Genomic DNA, 16,200 nt, shown 5'->3' with positions numbered 1-16,200 from the left:
CCATAGCGGTCGGTCGACGTTGCCGTTCAGATCGTTAGCAATCGCTTGGATCGATCAATCCGAGATCCTTTGGCAGCGATGGCGGCACCGGCCGGGCCAACGTGACCGCGCACGCCAGTAACATGCGAATGGAGCAGAATACGATTGCGAGCACGTTCAAGCGTGTGAGAGGACGTGGCGCCTAATTCCGGTCGTTAGGGCCCTGGCGTTAGCGACAACTTTTCTGCAGAGCGACAAAATGAAAAAAGGAAAGACGAAACTTACCCGGCATGATGCTGAGCGCCTTTTCGAGGGATTGCCCGAAGGGAAGGTGAGCGTATCGAGCCGGCCCGTGAACCCATTTGAGGCAGGGGTGTTCGACGTGGTCAGGCGCGTCGACGACGAAACCAAACTCTGGAAAGACAACCTCATCAATCTTCCGGTGGCGATCGAATTGCCTGCCGGCTACGAGTCGGTGGCTCGTATGCGCGAGGCGATAGTGCGGGCATGGCGCGTCAGGTGGGTGAGGGAAGGGAAAAACGAGGTTGTCACCGAATTCCCTGAAGGATGGACAGCCGTTCGCCCGAAAAGCGGACCCATCGAGTTGCGGGATCCCTCCGGCGTCGTCCGCGCCTTATACGGGTGGGCAGAGGATGCTGAGCTCAGGATTCTGCCAAGGTATCTGGTGGAGACACAGGCGAACAGTTCAAGCGGACTGAGCAGCGTGCTGGTCCGTGACCGCGAGAACGGTCAGATCCTTGAGAGGTCGTCGATCTGGTCCGCTCAAACAGGTACCCACCATCCAGATTGGACGAGGCTGTCGCAGTGGCTCAACCTACGCTATCCAGAACATCGCGATCCGCTTCGGTACTGGGAAGATTGCGAGGACAACATCCAGAAATGAACGGCTTCTTTGGCTGCTCTGTTTTCGCGCCTATTTGACCCCGTTTGACGGAGCCGAAAGCAGGGCTTACCGCTTGACTGGACTTCTACGGCCAGCAACGAACCTTCTACATCTTGACCGTGATCGTCGACACCCATTGGCGAGCCCGGTGAATGGTTCTGGATCGGTGCCGGCGCTCCCCGTTTCGGGCCGCCGTGGAACCAGCACTTTGTTCAGATCATAAGGTGACTAATAAAACGGGTTCGCGCAGCAGGAAGGGTATACAGTGAGTGGACCGTCCTCACTCTGTGGAACGGTCTTTCAGGGGCAGTCATGCGATTAGATATCAAGAAAACGTTTCCTCTCGCGGTAAATGAGACTGCTTACAACCGGGATCGTCGGGCGCAGCTTCTCTTTCTCAAAACTGCGGACGATAACCGGGCAGACCAGAGGCGCATCAGTTATTCACTCATCGATTCCACCGCAAGCAAGTGGCGATATTCCGCTAACACCACAAAGAGCTGATCGTGGCGCTCCGTTTTCCGAATCCGAGCCGAAGCTACGATGCCACTAGGCATTGCGTGTTTTTCTGGGGATATGACGATTCCCGGGAAATCACGTTCGAGGTCGACAGCGCAACGCTCAAAGGCCTGCAACCCGCACTTGGATCCGACGAACGGTCGTTTCTCGTGGCATTTGACGAATTTCGCGAAAAGCTACTTGAAATCGCGAAAAGCCGATACGTTCGTGGTCCGCAGAATCGATATTCGATTTGATGAAGGCCACGGTCTGGTCTAGCTGTTCGTGCAGCGAATGGCCGCGAAGCTTCGTCGAAGCGTCGCTGGCAGCGGTGTAAACCGATCAAGGTTGTCTTTCATGAACCGAATGATCGCGTATCGGAGCTTCGAGATTCACGTCGAATTGACTCCGGTTGCTCAGGACATGTTTGACGTGACTTTTCAGGTAAAAGGCGGCACAAACCTCGAAGTGCTGGGCGCGCGAGGAGGCCGCATAGTGCTGCGCAACGGCCCCTTTACTGAACGATGGGCCTATCTGGTAGCCGAAATCGCCGGCCAAGCCGCAATCGACGTGTTACTCGGCCCAGTCGACTGATTCCATCGTGGTTTGCTCGACCCGGGTACACTCAGTGGTCGTACAGGTGCGCCCCCTAGCCGCGTTCGACGCTACGCTCGGGATGTTTGACAATCACCCGTGGCCGGAATCGGATTCTTGGTAGTCCCCAAATTCCCGACCGGAAGTACGGCGTTAAATGCGATATATACCGTGGTGCCGCGGCGGTAAGGCAGCAGGTGATTGTTTTTGAATGCGAGCTTGAGGCCCTGTATCGTGGGATTATTCTTGTCGCTGCCTCGGGCGGCGTCCCTTCGAAAGGCGAGGCCCAACGCCCTCCCCGAATCAGCCGAATCCCGGAGGATTCATGAAGCTTCGCGTCGGGTACGAACTATCGTACGAGTGTCCGCAGCTCACGCCGATGATGCTGATGCTCAACACGCATTTTTCGCATGCGAAGGATATTGTCGTGGCGGATCTGCTCGTTACAGATCCGCCGGTGCCCATCAGGCAGTATCGCGATTTGTTCGGCAACCTGTGCAGCCGGATCGTCGCGCCCGTCGGGCGTCTGGAATTGCGCACAACAGCGCTGCTGAATGTGTCAAGTGCAATGGAAACGCGCCTCAGCGGCGGTTGGGGGCATCCGGTGGAGCAGTTGCCCGACGATACGCTGATTTTCCTACTTGGCAGCCGCTACTGCGAAACCGATCTGCTGGTCGAAACCGCGTGGCGGATTTTCGGCCAGTGCGCGCCGGGGCGCGAGACTGTACTGGCAATATGCGACTTCGTGCACCGTCACATCGAATTCGACTACGGGCACGCGCGGCCGACCAAAACCGCACTGGACGCGTACCACGAACGCAAAGGCGTCTGTCGCGATTTCGCGCATCTGGGCGTCGCGCTATGCCGCGCGATGAATATTCCGGCGCGCTACTGCACTGGCTATATTAGCGATGTCGGCTTGCCGCCCGTTGCTGCACCGATGGATTTCGCGGGGTGGTTCGAAGCCTACGTAGGTGATGGCTGGGAGACCTTCGATCCGCGAAACAACGCGCCACGCATCGGGCGCGTACTGATGGCGTACGGTCGTGACGCCGCCGATGTCGCAATCAGCAACGCTTTCGGGCCAGCCGTACTAACGCACTTCGAGGTGCACTGCGACCAGGAGTGAGCGCGCTACAATCCGCCAAGGCTGAGCCGATGCGCAAGTCTTTGGATTAAATGCGGTAGCGTTAAAGTGTCGCCGATTCGAACCGAAACGGGGCATTGCGGATTGCTGAGTCTTCGGGGCAGGCTGTGTGGGAATGGCCTTCGCATGGAGGTTTCTCCCAGCGGCCGCTTAGGAGAAAGTCGAATGCCCGCTGTGGGTCGAAACTACCCATTCATTGAACTCGGTAGCGGTCGTTCGCCGGTGGCCCTTAATGAACGACCGGTGAGCCTCCGTAAGCCGGCATATCCGCTTCGACGTGCAACCGTCGGCTACGGCCGAACTGCAGTCAGACGCCTCTCTGCCCTACGGAATCCACAATTTCTATCAAGAGTCGGTTGCCGTGATAACGGGGGTTATCGCGGCCACTCCGCGGGCCCGTCAGGAGGCCGCACCACCGGGCGCTTCCCGCCCCGCCTGTCAAGCGCCGGGCACAGCCGGGATCGTCCCTGAACTGGCCGTTGTCTCACCTCAAGTGCAGCGTCGGCATTTGAATCCGCAAAGCACAACGGTCGTTGGTGTCGGCATAGAGGTCGGCAGCTGATCGGTCATTGCCGACATTCGAGCGGGCTGCGTTCTACGTCAGCAATACGGTGGCGGATTGCTGACGATGGTGGCATTGAGCAGCCGGACGGCAGCATGCTTCAGCGAACTCAGACTCTCGACCCATCGCAGACACTCGTCCCCGCATTCCCAAACGTCCAAAGCCGAGTGCGATTAGGGCATTCGCCTCGCGATGCCCCTCACAACGAAGTAGTCAGTCGGCAATTCTTCGCCTTCGCGGTCGTTCAGAGGTACGGTGCTTCATTTAATAGCGGCTTTGATTGCGCGCGCCGCATCGTTCAGAGCGCTGGCAGTTGCAAGCGACTCGCGTGGAATGGCTTTTCCTGCTGCTGCGCTTGTCGGCCGCGCGGCCTGATCGGGATATGATGAAAACTTGACGATCGTGATACCGGCTTTGGGGTTCACGAGAATCGATTGACCAAATCGGCCGCCGGCCGCGAATGATCTCTCACCGTCGTTCACCTGGTACCAGTAGTCGTGATAGGAATAGCCGGGCCGCCCCGCGGCAAGATTACCCTTCGCGAATGCGCCAGCGTTGTCGGTGGGTTTCAAGGCAAGACGGATCGACGAAACCGGGAGCTGCGTTGAAGCACCAGCCGCTCCCTTTCGCATCAATTCACCGAAGCGCGCGGCGTCGCGCAGCGTCGTATTGAAGCCGCCGCTTGCCATTTCCGTCCCCGTGCGATCCACGACGACGTCACCGTCATCTTCAGCGATTTTTTGCCAAACCGAGCGCGATACCATCTCGCTCCACGGTAACCCGGTAATGCGCCGGAGCGCCCAGCTGACCGCTTCCGGTGACCCGTTCTGGTAGTACCACACCTTACCCGCTGTCACATTCGGCGTTGCATGTGTCACCTTCAGAAAATCGTAGATGCTGTCCGGTGCATCGCTGCGCCTGGGAATAAATCCTACGGCGCCAAAGAGCCCCAGATCCGGCGGCAAATCTGCCGGATAACTGACCGGCACCTCCATATCGAGGTTCTGCTGCACGGTGGCTTCCCCAAACGGGGTCCCCGCCAATTCAGGCACGTATGCGGACAGTTTCGCTTCGGGGTCGAGCTTCCCCTCGTCGATCAATTGCGCGGCAATCAGTCCCGTCACCGATTTGGTCATGGAGGCCCAGGCGTGAGTCTGATGCGGCGTATAGGAGTTGAAATAACCCTCGTAGACGATCTTTCCATCGTGAATAACGATAAAACCATCGGTGTAGGTTCGCCTCAGATAGTCGCTCAGACTCAACGTCGTTCCATCCACCGTGAACTGCACTTTGTCCGGATCGAGCGTGTACGCGGCTGGCAAAGGCATCGGCACACGCGCATGCTGGACATGGGCCGTCGGCATCATCATGCGGGTGTGTCGCAGCGCCCAGACAAGATTGGGAAAGCGCATGGAGTTCGCCTTCGTTACCAGTTTGTCCTCCGGCGGAGGAAAACCTTGCATGACACCAAGTTCAACGGGATCGGTAACGGGCGCAGCCAGTTGCGAATACGCGGCTGTCGGCAGCACTGTGCCGATGAGCATGGCGGACGCGGCAACGCGCACGCAGATTGTCGAAGCCAACGAAAGTGTGCTGATGTTCATACGTTTTCTGTGGGTAGGCGGTCTTGCGGGTTTATCGTTGTCGCCGTTGCCTTCCCGGTAGCAGCAAGGCTCGACGTCGCGTGATACGAGGTTTCTCAACGCTACTAGAGCGACGGCCCGGCGACGCGGACGAAATTCTCCACAGTCTTGACGCCGTCGACTTGCCTTGCGGCATCAGCAGCCAACGAGACCTGCTCGTTATCGGTTACCGAGCCGTTTAGCGTGACATGCCCGTCGCGAACCTTGACGAGAATACGGGCCGCATTCAGTCCGCGGGTTCTCTCGAGCGCGGTAGCAACACGGTGAGCAAGCCTCCGGTCCGCAGTCTTCGAAGCCTTCGCGGAGACTACGGCAGAGGCACTGGCGGACGCCCCTTCTGCCGGGACGGGCCTGACCTGCGCCATGGCATTGCAGGCGAATGCTAGAAGCGTCGCGGCAAACAGCGCATGCAGGTTTCGGTCTGGATTAATCATGCTATTCCTTCGGTCAATGTGAACAAGAGGGGACGATGAACGCTCATCACGTCGCCATGAATGGCTAGAAGCGGGTCATCAGGCCGACTGAAACGCCGGTCAATGTATGGCCGCCAGGATTGAGACCAAGGGCCGTGATGTTCGCAGGGTCATAGCGATACGCACCCGAGAAGCCGTTGCGATCCACCTCGGCATAAAGTTCGGTCTGCTTGGAAAGAAAATACTCGGCGATCGCGAAGGTCGTGATTTTGTGACCGCTGGCTGCCTGAACGTTGCCGAGGTCGCTGGCGATATCGTCGATGAACGCCGCTGTGACTTGCAATGACGGTGTGACTATCCACACCATGCCGCCGCCCGGAATTTTGTCGCGACGCCGGGGCGCGCCCGGTGTCGTGCCCGTGACCGTGAGGTCGGCATAGCTCAGGTAAAGGCGCGCCGGCCCGATCTGCAGCGTGCCGCCGGTCTGGAACGTTTGCGCCCACTGCATCGCGGTGGCGCTCCAGGTCTTCTGATACGACACGCCGCCGAGCGCCGGTCCCCATTGATACATGGCGGCGCCGGAATAGTTCGTGCCGGCGCGCGAGTTGCCGGCCACGCCACCTGGCGAATAGCTTGCGCCGAAGCGAAATCCGCCGACCTGCCCGAGGTACTTGATGGTGTTATTGAAGCGCGAATCGAGCGTGAAATAACTCGCGCTGTACACAACGCCAGGTTCGATCGCGATGGACTGCCCCCGGCCGCCGGCAGGATCGATGAGAATGCCAAAGTCTTCGTTGGCGTTCAGTTGCCTGCCGAGTGTCAGGCGCCCGAAATCACCGGTCAAACCGACAAAGGCCGCTTGAGAAAATAGCGTACCCGTGGTTTTCACCGCACCCGTGCCGCTATTGAATGCGCCCTCGAGCTTGAAGATCGCCTTGAGACCATCGCCCAGGTCTTCTTTGCCGGTAAAGCCGAACTGATTACCGGCGATGATATTGTTGTTGTAGCCGACTACACTACCGCCCTTAGTGCCGTTCGTCCAGCGGACGCCTCCACCGATGTCTCCGTACAGCGTGACGCTCGATTGCGCGTAGGCCGCACCGGAAAGCACACTCATCAGCGTCGCATACAAAACCTTCTTCATACGTCTCCTTGATTATTTTATATATGTTTATATGGATAACTAACAAAACATGAAACTGTCACGTATCCCGAGACACGCGACGAAAGACAGTCTTACTGGTGTGTCAGCCCCGTTCCACCAGGTTGATCTCCCCCGGCACACATGTCGTGCCGAGAGCAAGGCGGCGTTGCGAGCGCTGCGCGTCGAGGCAGTAAGCACAGAGCACGGCGCATCCCAGCAGCACCACACCGCTTGCGACACTCGCCTGTTCGAACCCGGCAGCAGTCGATCGGCCGGCGCCTTCGATCAACAAGCCGGTCACGATCGGCGCAGCGAGTCCGGCGAGTGACGAAAAGCCGTTACTTAGCGCGAGAATGCCGCCTCGCTGTGAATCAGGCGTCACTTCGCCGAGCACGGCTGGCCCAATTGAGTACGTCACGAGCGTCATGCCGCTGCCGAGCGTTAGCAGGACGAACCTGAGCATTGGCGAGAGACCCGGCCACGCCTGGGAGACAAGCAGCACACCCGCCACGACGAGCGTCACGGTCAGGAAGCCGCCACGCCCAACCCGCGACGGCACGCCGCGCACCAGCAGGCGCTGGGACAGCCAGGCCAGGCCCAGGCTAAGCGGCGCGGTGACCGCCACGAACAGCGCGAACATTCGGCCTGCCGTCTGGGCCGAGTAGCCCATCCCAAGTTGCAACCAGGTCGGCGTCCAGGTGAGCGTCATCGCGAGAATCCAGTTTGCAGCGAAATGCCCCGCGAAAATGCCCAGAACTGTTCGGTCGGTCAGCAGCAGCCCATAAGGAACGCGCGCGGTATGACCCGATCGCACCGGACTCGACAGGGCCCCCTCCGCGCCAAACACCAGCCACGCGACGCACCAAAGGCTGCCGAGTGCGGACAGCACGAGAAAATTGGCACGCCAGCCCCAATGGGCAGTAATAGCCGGAATCGTCAGGCCCGCCAGCAGCAGGCCGAGCGCGCTGCCTTGATGAAGTACCGCGACAGGCAGATTGCGCTTTGCGTCGGGAAACCACTTGTAGAGCGCGTGCACGGCAACCGGCGACGCAGGCCCTTCGCCCGCGCCGAGCAGGACACGGCATGCGATAACGCTCCAGATCGAGCCAGCCACCAGCATCGGCAATTGCAGCACGGTCCATGCGCCGGCCATCAGTAGCAACAGCCATTTTGTCGATGCCCGATTCGCCGCGAGCCCGCCGAGCACTGCGGAGATCGAGAACAGCCAGTTGAGGCTGCCGCCGATCAGCCCGAACTGCGTGGGCGACAGATGAAGCTCACGCATCATCGGCACAGATACGAGGCCAAGCACGACCTTGTCCAGAAAGTTCACGAGCATCATCAAGGCCAGCATGATCGCGATGGACCACGCCCGCCAGGGCCGATACCGGCCTGGTTCGATTCCCATTCGGTTTGTCTCCATGATTGTCGGAACGTCTTTGCGTCCCTGGTATTGCGTTGCCTCAGTCATCGTGCTGACCGAGCAGTGGGACTGTGTCGCCGGCGTCGGGCAAACCTGCGGAGAACTTCACGGGAAAGCGCACCGCGATGGAGCCGTCGTGAGCGAACTCGCGGACCATGCCGCGTGCGCGCACGTGCGGATCGAGAAACAGCTCGTGCGCTTCTAGCAGCGGCGAAACCGGCAGATCGAAAGTCCCTAGCGTGTCGAGCCATTCCGCGAGCGTGCGCGCCGAGAACATCTGGACGAGCAGCCCGTTGATCTCGCGCTTGAACTGCTGCCGGCCGAGGCGCGATGCGAACCGATCGTCCATCAGCGCGGGGTAGTCGGCTCCGAGCGCTTCGCGCAGGGTCAGCCAGAACTTGTTTTCCAGAATGCCGAGCGCGAGGTAGCGCCCGTCCCGGGTTTCGAAAACATCGTTCTCGGGCATGACCGTCGGCGATGCCATGGGCTCCTCCACGTAGTCGCGCGACGTCCATGCGGCGGGCGCCGTCCACGCCATCACGCAATCGTGAATCGAGACGTCGAGATGCTGGCCTTGGCCACTCTGACGTGCACTAAGAACTGCCACGGCCAGCGCGAGCGCGGCATGACTCGACGCGGCATAGTCCGCGAGGCGAACCCGTGGACGCGCAACGCGGTCGTTGACCTGAACTGGAATCGACCAGAAGCCGCCAAGCGCCAGATAGTTGAGATCGTGGCCGGGCAGCGCCGAATACGGTCCGGTCTGCCCGAACCCGGATATCGAGCACATGACGATGCGCGGGTTCACCCCGGCGAGCGTGGCGTAGTCGAGTCCGAGCCGCTGCATGACACCCGGCCGGAAGCCTTCGACGACCGCATCCGCGCCCCGTATCAGATCGAGAAACGTCGCCTTGCCGACGGCACTTTTCAGATCGAGCGCGACAGAGCGCTTGCCGCGGTTGAGCTGCGCGAACACCGCGCCGCCAAGTTGCCGCGCCGGATCACCCATGCCCGGCGGTTCGACCTTGACGACGTCCGCACCCAATTGCATCAGCATTGAAGTGGCGTGCGGCCCGGGCAACAATTGACTCAGATCGACAATCTTGACGCCGTTCAGGCATGACCAGTCCGGTTTCATCTGCATTGTTTCCTTGCAAAGGGTACGGCGTGTATCACGCGTACTGTGCTGGCCCGTCAGGCCACTGTGCCGGCAGGGTCGAGAATCACGCGGGCGATCGTATTGCGCTGGATTTCGCTCGTACCGGTAAAGACACGGAACATGCGCAGTTTGCGGAACGTCTGCTCGATCGGATGATGACGCGTCACCCCGACGTTGCCGTGAATCTGCACGGCCTTGTCCGCGATTTCAAAACAGCGTTCCGACACGAACAGCTTGCAGGCAGCCGCCTTCATGCGCAGATCGGCGCCCGCGTCGGCGAGCGCGGCCGTCTGCGCGATCATGCTTTCGCATGCCCATAGCGCCGCGGCCATGTCGGCGAGCATGTGCTGGATCGCCTGAAACCGCGCGATCGGACCGCCGAACTGCCGGCGCGTGCGCGCGTAATCGAGCGACGCTTCATAGGCTGCGGTGGCAAGGCCAAGCATCGTCGGACAGTGCAACAGCCGGTTGACGTTGATGCGCGACATGCCGAGCTTGAACCCGTTGCCCTCCCCGCCGAACACGTTCGCGCGCGGCACGCGCACATCGACGAAGCGGATGTCGGCATCGATGTGCTGCCCTGACATCGGCACGTATTGCTGTTCCACCGTCACGCCAGGCAGATCGAGTTCGACGAGCACCGCGGTGATGGCGGGCGGCGTGGTCGTTGCGTCGGTCACGCACATGACGATCGCAAAGTCGGCGAACGGTGCACCGCTGATGTAATGCTTGACACCATTGATCACCAGTTCGTCGCCGTCCACGACCGCGGTGGTGGAAATGCTCTGCGCGTCCGAACCGGAGTGCGGTTCGGTCAGCGCGAAGCAGGTCGACTTCTCGCCGCGAATCACCGGGGCGAAATAGCCCGCGAGCTGATCCGCGCTTGCGTACTTGAGCATGTTGCCGACACGCGGCGGACCACCCAGGTCGCCGAGCACATGTGGCGCGAGCGCCGACCCGGACGCGGCAAGGTCCGCCTTGAGCGCGCACTGCTCAAGAATCGAGAGCCCCTTGCCGCCCTGTGCGGCGGGCAGGCATGCCGCGTAGAAACCGAGTGCGGCGGAGCGGCGCCATACGCGGCGCAGTGTCTCGCGCGGCCAGACGTCTTCGCTGCCGAGGCCGAGCTCCTGCTCCATCGGCCGCAGCTCTTCCGCCACGAAGCGGCGAATACCTTCGCGGGTTTCGACGAACGCCGGACTTTTCAGGTAATCGAACATAGCATTCCTCTTCAATTGACTCGACGCGAGACGCCCTGCCAGTACTGCTCGCGAACCAGCTTGCGGGCGATCTTTCCGCTCGCGTTCTTGGGCAGATCGGCAACGAAGCTCACGGTCCGGGGCAGTTTGTAGTCAGCGAGCCGCGCGCGGCAATGGGAGATGATCTCGTCCGCAATCGTGTTACGTCCGCTCTTCAGCACCACAACGGCCTTCACGCTTTCTCCCCACTTCTCGTCGGGAACGCCGATCACGCAAGCTTCCATGACATCAGGATGCTGATAGAGCGAGGCCTCGACTTCGGTCGGATAAACGTTGAAGCCGCCGGAAATGATCATGTCTTTCTGACGATCGACGAGGTAGATGTACCCTTCGTCATCGACGCGCGCGAGATCGCCGGTCCGCAGCCAACCGTCGACGAGCACTTCGCGCGTAAGCTCCGGCGCACCCCAATAGCCTTGAAACACATCTGCGCCGCGAATGATGATTTCACCAATCGCATCCCCGGAGACCTCGCGGCCGTGTTCGTCAACGACGAGAACTTCGGTCTCGCCCGTGGGCCGGCCGCACGACGCGAGCCGCTCGGGGCGATGTGCAATCGCTTCCGCGTGGTCCGCGATGGAAAGACGCGTGACGCCCGAAGTCGACTCGCTTGCGCCGTAACCTTGCGACAGCACCGGACCGATACGCGTCCACGCTTCCTGAATACGCGCCGGCGCCATTGGCGCCGCACCGTAGCCGAGCATCTTCAGGCTCGTCAGATCGGCCGTGTCCAGCGCGGGATCGTTGAGAAGCATATTGATCATCGCGGGCACCATGAAAACGTGCGTGATCCGCAGCCGCTCGATTTCCCGTAGAAAGTGCGCGGGCTCAAACGTGTCGAACAGCACGAGTGTGGCGCCCGAATAGAGGTACGGCTGCATCAGCATGCCGGACGCGTGAGTGACCGGACCGATCAGTGCGAGCCGATCGCCGGGTTTCGCCGGACAATCCATGCCCTGCAGGATTTTGCGCAGCGACGCGAGGCGGTTGCCGTAGGTCTGCATGGCCGCCTTGATCTTGCCGGTCGAGCCGGACGAGAAGTGCAGCACAGCGAGATCGTCGGACGACAACGCGACCTCGGGCAAATGCGGGCTGGCGCGCGAGATCAGTGTTTCGTATTCGGCGTACCCGTTCGCAGGAACGCCGAGCGAAATGAACGACTCGACCGAACCGAACCCGGGCGACGCACGATCGTAAGCCGTGAATCCTTCGCCCGCGATCATGACGCGTGGCGCGCAATTCTCCACAACGTCAGCCGCTTCGTGCATCGTAAAGCGCGGATTCAGCGCGGCCTTGACGAGCCCCGCCTTGTATAGCGCGCATTCGATTTCCACCAGCTCCGAGCAGTTGCGGGCCTGGACCGCAACCCGGTCGCCTTTCGCGAGCCCCAAGCCGAGTAGTGCATTCGCCAGCAAGGTCGAGCGCTCGTCGAGCTGACGGTACGTCAGCTCGCGGTTGCGATGAATTACCGCAACGTTGTCGCCCCAATAACGCGCGGCGCGGCGCAGAAAGTAAGCAAAGCCCAATCGGTGTCTCCTTTATCAATGCTGGCGTTAGTCTGTAAGATGCACGTCATCACCACAATGCGCCGTTGGCTATAAAGTCATAGCCAAGAGGAATGTCTATGGAAACGCGGGATCTGGATTACCTGCTTGCGGTAGAAGAGCACGGCGGCATCGGCAAGGCCGCGGAAGCGCTGGGCATGAGCCAGCCGGCGCTGACGAAAGCCATTCAGCGTGTCGAAGCGCAGACCGGCCTCGCGCTGTTCCAGCGCACGGCGAATGGGGTCACGCCGACTCAGGCGGGTTCGCTATTCCTCGCGCGTGCGCGACGGATTGCACTGGAATACGAGGACGCGCTCAAGGAAATGCACGCGATCCGCAGCGGCGAACAGGGCGTGCTGAGTCTTGGCTATTCTCCGACGGTGCCGGCGGCACTCGTTCTGGGCGCATGTCGCCAGTTGTTGAAGGAACGACCTGCTGCACGCCTGCGATTGCGGCGCCGGCTTGCGCGCGACCTTGTCGACTTACTCGTTGCGGGTGAACTCGACCTGATCGTGGCTCCCGAGCCGAAAGCGGATGCAGACGGACTGTCGTTCGTCGAACTCTTTCGCGACAACCTGTCCGTGCTCGCCGATGAGTCGCATCCGTTGCACCTCAAGCGCAATCTTCGGCTGGCCGATCTGGCGGATCAGGAATGGCTGCTACCGGGGCCGACCATACCCGTTCGTCAGCAAGTGGACGCGGCCTTCGCGAGGCTTGGTCTCGACGTGCCAAGGTTACGTGTGGAAACTGATTTCGGCAGCACCTCGCTTCTGCATCTGTTGCGCGGCACCGCGATGCTCTGCGTAGCGGGCACGGAGTCATTTGACGCGCTGGAAGGATTGCGCGCGCTCAATGTCGATACCAGCGAACTCGACTTGCGACGGCACATCGGGGTGGTCTTCCGGAAGGACGCTTACCTTTCTCCGCTCGCGCAGCGCGCGATTGCACTGCTACAGGAATGGACCAACTGAACAATGCCGCCACCGTCAGCAATCTGCGGGCGGATTCAACCGGTGGCAGCAGGTACGGCGTCTCGGCGCGCTCGAGCGGCTGAGGGGAGGGCGGAGACATGCCCGTGATAAGAGGCGTTATCGTTTGGTAGTCTGGATAAGCTGAGTTTCCCCAGTTTTAGTTTCCAAACCTTCCAGATTTCGCTCCCTGCGGTTACCGATTATCTAGTGTTCGCCGTTGGATTAATCATGCTGGTACACGTTTCACTTGTTTCGTGAACTCGAACGAGGATCCGAAAGAAGGGGTGCGCAAGCTCGCCGCTGCGGCCAAGGTCAAGTGACCAACAGTGTCGGGCGAAGCAGCGTTGAAACCAGCGCTGTTGCCTGCGGCGGCAACCACCTTGCATGGGGCAGGAGACAAAGATGGATCCGGTAGCGAAGCGAAAATGGCCGCGTTCAGGGCTCGAGACAACCGTGATGGGCTTCGGCGCCGCGCCGATCGGCAACATCTTCAGGCCGATCAGTGAAGAGGATTCAGCCGCCCTGATCAAGGCTGCGTGGGATGCGGGCGTGCGTTACTTCGACACCTCGCCGATGTACGGGCATGGGCTGAGCGAGGCACGTTGCGGGCAGGGGTTGCGGTGGTATCCGCGCGACCAGTATGTGCTATCGACCAAGGTCGGACGTATTCTGAAACCGCGCAAGCGCGCCGGGATCAACTTCGCGCCTTGGGTGGACGGACTGCCGTTCGAACCGGTTTTCGACTACAGCTATGACGGCACGATGCGCTCGATCGAGGACAGTCTGCAGCGTCTTGCGCTGGAGCATATCGATATCGCGCTGATCCACGATATCGATGTCTTTACGCACGGAGAGCGTCAGCCCGAGATGTTCGAGGCGGCGATGCCGGGTGCGTCGAAAGCATTGCTGAAACGCCGCGACGAAGGCGTCGTGAAGGCGGTGGGGCTCGGCGTCAACGAGTGGTGTTCCCCTTGACAGTCGACGGGGTGCCGTCATATATTTTATTGAACGTCGTTCAATTATGTGCAACGTTCAATTATGTGGGTGACATGACCGATTCGGACACGCCAGGCCGTCGCGCGAGGAAGCGTGCGAGTACGCTCGATGCCCTCGCGGAAAACGCTATCCGCCTGTTTCATTCGCACGGCTACGAAGCGGTGACGATGGAGCAGATCGCTCTCGAAGCGGACGTAGCCAAGGGGACGCTCTACAACCATTTCGCCACCAAAGAGGCGGTGCTAGCGCACTGGATTCACGCGCAACTGGCAATCGACATGGCGCATCTGGGGCCTCGTATCGAGCGTGAACCGCATTTCGCGCCGGCTATCTCGGTCATGCTCGATGCTTCGGCCGCCTGGTGCGAAGCACATCGGGCCTGGATCGCGCCATATCTTCGATTTCGCTTCCTGAGTTTCACGGGTGTCGAACGCGAAGCGGGCACGTCTTCACCCAGCGACCATATTGATGGCTTTGCCATGCTGATCGGTAGAGCTCAGCACACGGGCGAACTGCGCAACGATCTCGCCGCATCTCATCTCGCGACGCTGTTGCACCATCTTTATCTCGGCGCACTGATGCGCTGGCTTGCAACCCCCGAACTCGACCTCCAGGAAGAATTCGCGGCGATCGTCAAGCTGTTCATCGAGGGTGCCGCGTGCCCGTCCGCTCCCACCGTCAAGAGCCGAAAATCATGAGATTCGTTGCCGCAACCTATGGCACGGAAGGCGATACGCGCCCGCTCGCGGCACTGTGCCGTGCGCTAATGGATGCCGGCCACGAGGCGGTTTTGCTGGCCGACGGCGCGACGCTTGGCGCGGCCCGCGCACTCAAGGTGCCGTCGGCGGCACTGGCTGGAGACATCAAAGGGATGTTGCAGCCCGCGCTCGCCAGCTCCGGCGTCGAGGCTGGGAAAAGCAGCTTCTCAGGCACGGCGAACGCGCTGGCGTACATTGCCAATACCAACGCTGAGGCATGGCTGCGTGACATCGTGGCGGCGGGCAATGGTTGCGACGCCGTTATCGTGTCCGGGCTTGCGGCATTCGCTGGTCTATCGGCCGCCGAATATCTCGGCGTCAAGGCCATCGGTACGGGGTTCATCCCGATTACGCCAACCTCGGCGTTCGCTTCACCGTTCCTTCCACCCAGGTACGTACCGGCGATTTTCAACCGCGCAAGCCATCACTTCGTCAACGGCATGTTGTGGCGCGCCTTTCGAAAGAAGATCAATGCGGCGCGGGCAGCCGTGTGCGGGTTGCCGCCCAGAGACGAACTGTGGACCGATCATCCGATGCTCTTCGGCGTGTCGCCCAGCTTGCTGACTGCATCTGGACAGCAGCCCGGCGACTGGCCTGGGAATGCGCATGCCTGCGGACAATGGGTACCTTCGTCGCTCGACTGGTGTGCACCGAAGGCGTTGACCGATTTCCTCGAGGCTGGCGAAGCGCCCATGTATATCGGCTTCGGCAGCATGGTTGGGTTCGACAGGCCGAAGTTGCTCAACGATCTTATCGAGGCCGCCGCGGGGCGCCGCGCGGTGTTCTATCCTGGCTGGAGCGGCGTGGACGGGGCGGCGCTGCCAGTCAATTTCCACGTGATCGGCGACACGCCTCATGACTGGCTATTTCCAAGGACATCGCTGGTGGTTCATCACGGCGGCTCCGGCACTACGCATTCCGCGGCGCGGGCGGGGGTGCCTTCAGTCGTGGTGCCGTTTGCGGGCGACCAGTTTTTCTGGGCCGATCGCCTCAGGCGTGCAGGCGTTGCCGCCGAGCCCGTAGGCGGAAGGCGTGTGCGAGCTTTATCGTTTGCACAGGGCATCGAATTCGCGGAACGGTCGGAGGTGCGTATGCGCGCGCGCGAGCTTGGCATCCAGATGAGCGCCGAGCACGGATTGACACATGCTGTGTCCGCGATTGAGAAACTGATGGCCGGTTGAACGCCGCCTGGTGGATTCAATTCATGAC

Annotated in this window: 15 protein-coding genes; 8 read left to right on the top strand and 7 right to left on the bottom strand. The window is 60.8% G+C overall.

Annotated elements, in window-relative coordinates; genetic code table 11:
• The first annotated feature begins 238 nt into the window (after positions 1-238).
• From A6V37_RS16235 to A6V37_RS16220, 4 genes are all read left to right on the top strand, one after another.
• Positions 239-883 (top strand): hypothetical protein, encoded by a 645-nt coding sequence (locus tag A6V37_RS16235; RefSeq protein WP_064269303.1) that lies wholly within the window; start codon positions 239-241, stop codon positions 881-883.
• Positions 884-1,389: 506 nt separating this feature from the next.
• Complete coding sequence (locus A6V37_RS16230; RefSeq protein ID WP_064269302.1) at positions 1,390-1,638, top strand: DUF1488 family protein; 249 nt, start codon at positions 1,390-1,392, stop codon at positions 1,636-1,638.
• A 100-nt stretch (positions 1,639-1,738) separates the two neighbouring features.
• Entirely contained in the window at positions 1,739-1,975 is a 237-nt protein-coding gene (locus tag A6V37_RS16225) for a hypothetical protein (protein WP_064269301.1), read from the top strand.
• A gap of 325 nt (positions 1,976-2,300) precedes the next feature.
• Positions 2,301-3,104: a transglutaminase-like domain-containing protein gene (locus tag A6V37_RS16220; RefSeq protein WP_064269300.1), complete on the top strand. Its 804-nt coding sequence runs from the start codon at positions 2,301-2,303 to the stop codon at positions 3,102-3,104.
• Between the two features lie 840 nt (positions 3,105-3,944).
• Here A6V37_RS16220 and A6V37_RS16215 read toward each other — a convergent pair.
• From A6V37_RS16215 to A6V37_RS16185, 7 genes are all read right to left on the bottom strand, one after another.
• The gene (locus A6V37_RS16215; protein ID WP_064269299.1) at positions 3,945-5,288 is read right to left on the bottom strand and encodes a serine hydrolase domain-containing protein; all 1,344 of its coding nucleotides are present in this window, start codon (positions 5,286-5,288) and stop codon (positions 3,945-3,947) included.
• 104 nt (positions 5,289-5,392) lie between these two features.
• The gene (locus tag A6V37_RS16210) at positions 5,393-5,761 is read right to left on the bottom strand and encodes a BON domain-containing protein (RefSeq protein WP_064269298.1); all 369 of its coding nucleotides are present in this window, start codon (positions 5,759-5,761) and stop codon (positions 5,393-5,395) included.
• 64 nt (positions 5,762-5,825) lie between these two features.
• Positions 5,826-6,884 carry a porin gene (locus A6V37_RS16205; RefSeq protein ID WP_064269297.1) on the bottom strand — a complete coding sequence of 353 codons (1,059 nt, stop codon included), beginning with the start codon at positions 6,882-6,884 and terminating at the stop codon, positions 5,826-5,828.
• A gap of 103 nt (positions 6,885-6,987) precedes the next feature.
• Positions 6,988-8,292, bottom strand: a complete 1,305-nt coding sequence (locus A6V37_RS16200) for an MFS transporter (protein ID WP_064286134.1) — start codon at positions 8,290-8,292, stop codon at positions 6,988-6,990.
• A gap of 55 nt (positions 8,293-8,347) precedes the next feature.
• Complete coding sequence (locus A6V37_RS16195) at positions 8,348-9,445, bottom strand: CaiB/BaiF CoA transferase family protein (protein WP_064269326.1); 1,098 nt, start codon at positions 9,443-9,445, stop codon at positions 8,348-8,350.
• Between the two features lie 56 nt (positions 9,446-9,501).
• Positions 9,502-10,683: an acyl-CoA dehydrogenase family protein gene (locus A6V37_RS16190; protein WP_064269295.1), complete on the bottom strand. Its 1,182-nt coding sequence runs from the start codon at positions 10,681-10,683 to the stop codon at positions 9,502-9,504.
• 11 nt (positions 10,684-10,694) lie between these two features.
• A complete protein-coding gene (locus A6V37_RS16185) occupies positions 10,695-12,248 on the bottom strand; it encodes an AMP-binding protein (RefSeq protein WP_064269294.1) in 1,554 nt (517 codons plus the stop codon).
• Between the two features lie 98 nt (positions 12,249-12,346).
• Here A6V37_RS16185 and A6V37_RS16180 point away from each other — a divergent pair, with 98 nt between their 5' ends.
• The 4 genes from A6V37_RS16180 to A6V37_RS16165 all read left to right on the top strand — a co-directional run bounded on the left by A6V37_RS16180 (position 12,347) and on the right by A6V37_RS16165 (position 16,172).
• The gene (locus A6V37_RS16180) at positions 12,347-13,237 is read left to right on the top strand and encodes a LysR family transcriptional regulator (protein ID WP_064269293.1); all 891 of its coding nucleotides are present in this window, start codon (positions 12,347-12,349) and stop codon (positions 13,235-13,237) included.
• A 402-nt stretch (positions 13,238-13,639) separates the two neighbouring features.
• Positions 13,640-14,212 (top strand): aldo/keto reductase, encoded by a 573-nt coding sequence (locus A6V37_RS16175; protein WP_242665835.1) that lies wholly within the window; start codon positions 13,640-13,642, stop codon positions 14,210-14,212.
• A gap of 74 nt (positions 14,213-14,286) precedes the next feature.
• Positions 14,287-14,931 carry a TetR/AcrR family transcriptional regulator gene (locus tag A6V37_RS16170; RefSeq protein WP_064269325.1) on the top strand — a complete coding sequence of 215 codons (645 nt, stop codon included), beginning with the start codon at positions 14,287-14,289 and terminating at the stop codon, positions 14,929-14,931.
• Positions 14,928-16,172 (top strand): glycosyltransferase, encoded by a 1,245-nt coding sequence (locus A6V37_RS16165; protein ID WP_064269292.1) that lies wholly within the window; start codon positions 14,928-14,930, stop codon positions 16,170-16,172. The genes A6V37_RS16170 and A6V37_RS16165 overlap by 4 nt, the downstream gene beginning before the upstream one ends.
• The last annotated feature ends 28 nt before the right edge of the window (positions 16,173-16,200 follow it).

The sequence above is a fragment of the Paraburkholderia ginsengiterrae genome (assembly GCF_001645125.1).
Classification (GTDB): Bacteria; Pseudomonadota; Gammaproteobacteria; order Burkholderiales; family Burkholderiaceae; genus Paraburkholderia; species Paraburkholderia ginsengiterrae.
Note: the sequence above shows the minus strand (reverse complement) of the source record. Positions and strands in the feature narration are given on the sequence as shown.

Coding starts and splice junctions, on each gene's coding strand:
- A6V37_RS16235 (WP_064269303.1), top strand. CDS start 239: ATGAAAAAAGGAAAGACGAAACTTACCCGGCATGATGCTGAGCGCCTT.
- A6V37_RS16225 (WP_064269301.1), top strand. CDS start 1,739: ATGAACCGAATGATCGCGTATCGGAGCTTCGAGATTCACGTCGAATTG.
- A6V37_RS16220 (WP_064269300.1), top strand. CDS start 2,301: ATGAAGCTTCGCGTCGGGTACGAACTATCGTACGAGTGTCCGCAGCTC.
- A6V37_RS16215 (WP_064269299.1), bottom strand. CDS start 5,288: ATGAACATCAGCACACTTTCGTTGGCTTCGACAATCTGCGTGCGCGTT.
- A6V37_RS16210 (WP_064269298.1), bottom strand. CDS start 5,761: ATGATTAATCCAGACCGAAACCTGCATGCGCTGTTTGCCGCGACGCTT.
- A6V37_RS16205 (WP_064269297.1), bottom strand. CDS start 6,884: ATGAAGAAGGTTTTGTATGCGACGCTGATGAGTGTGCTTTCCGGTGCG.
- A6V37_RS16200 (WP_064286134.1), bottom strand. CDS start 8,292: ATGGGAATCGAACCAGGCCGGTATCGGCCCTGGCGGGCGTGGTCCATC.
- A6V37_RS16195 (WP_064269326.1), bottom strand. CDS start 9,445: ATGAAACCGGACTGGTCATGCCTGAACGGCGTCAAGATTGTCGATCTG.
- A6V37_RS16190 (WP_064269295.1), bottom strand. CDS start 10,683: ATGTTCGATTACCTGAAAAGTCCGGCGTTCGTCGAAACCCGCGAAGGT.
- A6V37_RS16180 (WP_064269293.1), top strand. CDS start 12,347: ATGGAAACGCGGGATCTGGATTACCTGCTTGCGGTAGAAGAGCACGGC.
- A6V37_RS16175 (WP_242665835.1), top strand. CDS start 13,640: ATGGATCCGGTAGCGAAGCGAAAATGGCCGCGTTCAGGGCTCGAGACA.
- A6V37_RS16170 (WP_064269325.1), top strand. CDS start 14,287: ATGACCGATTCGGACACGCCAGGCCGTCGCGCGAGGAAGCGTGCGAGT.
- A6V37_RS16165 (WP_064269292.1), top strand. CDS start 14,928: ATGAGATTCGTTGCCGCAACCTATGGCACGGAAGGCGATACGCGCCCG.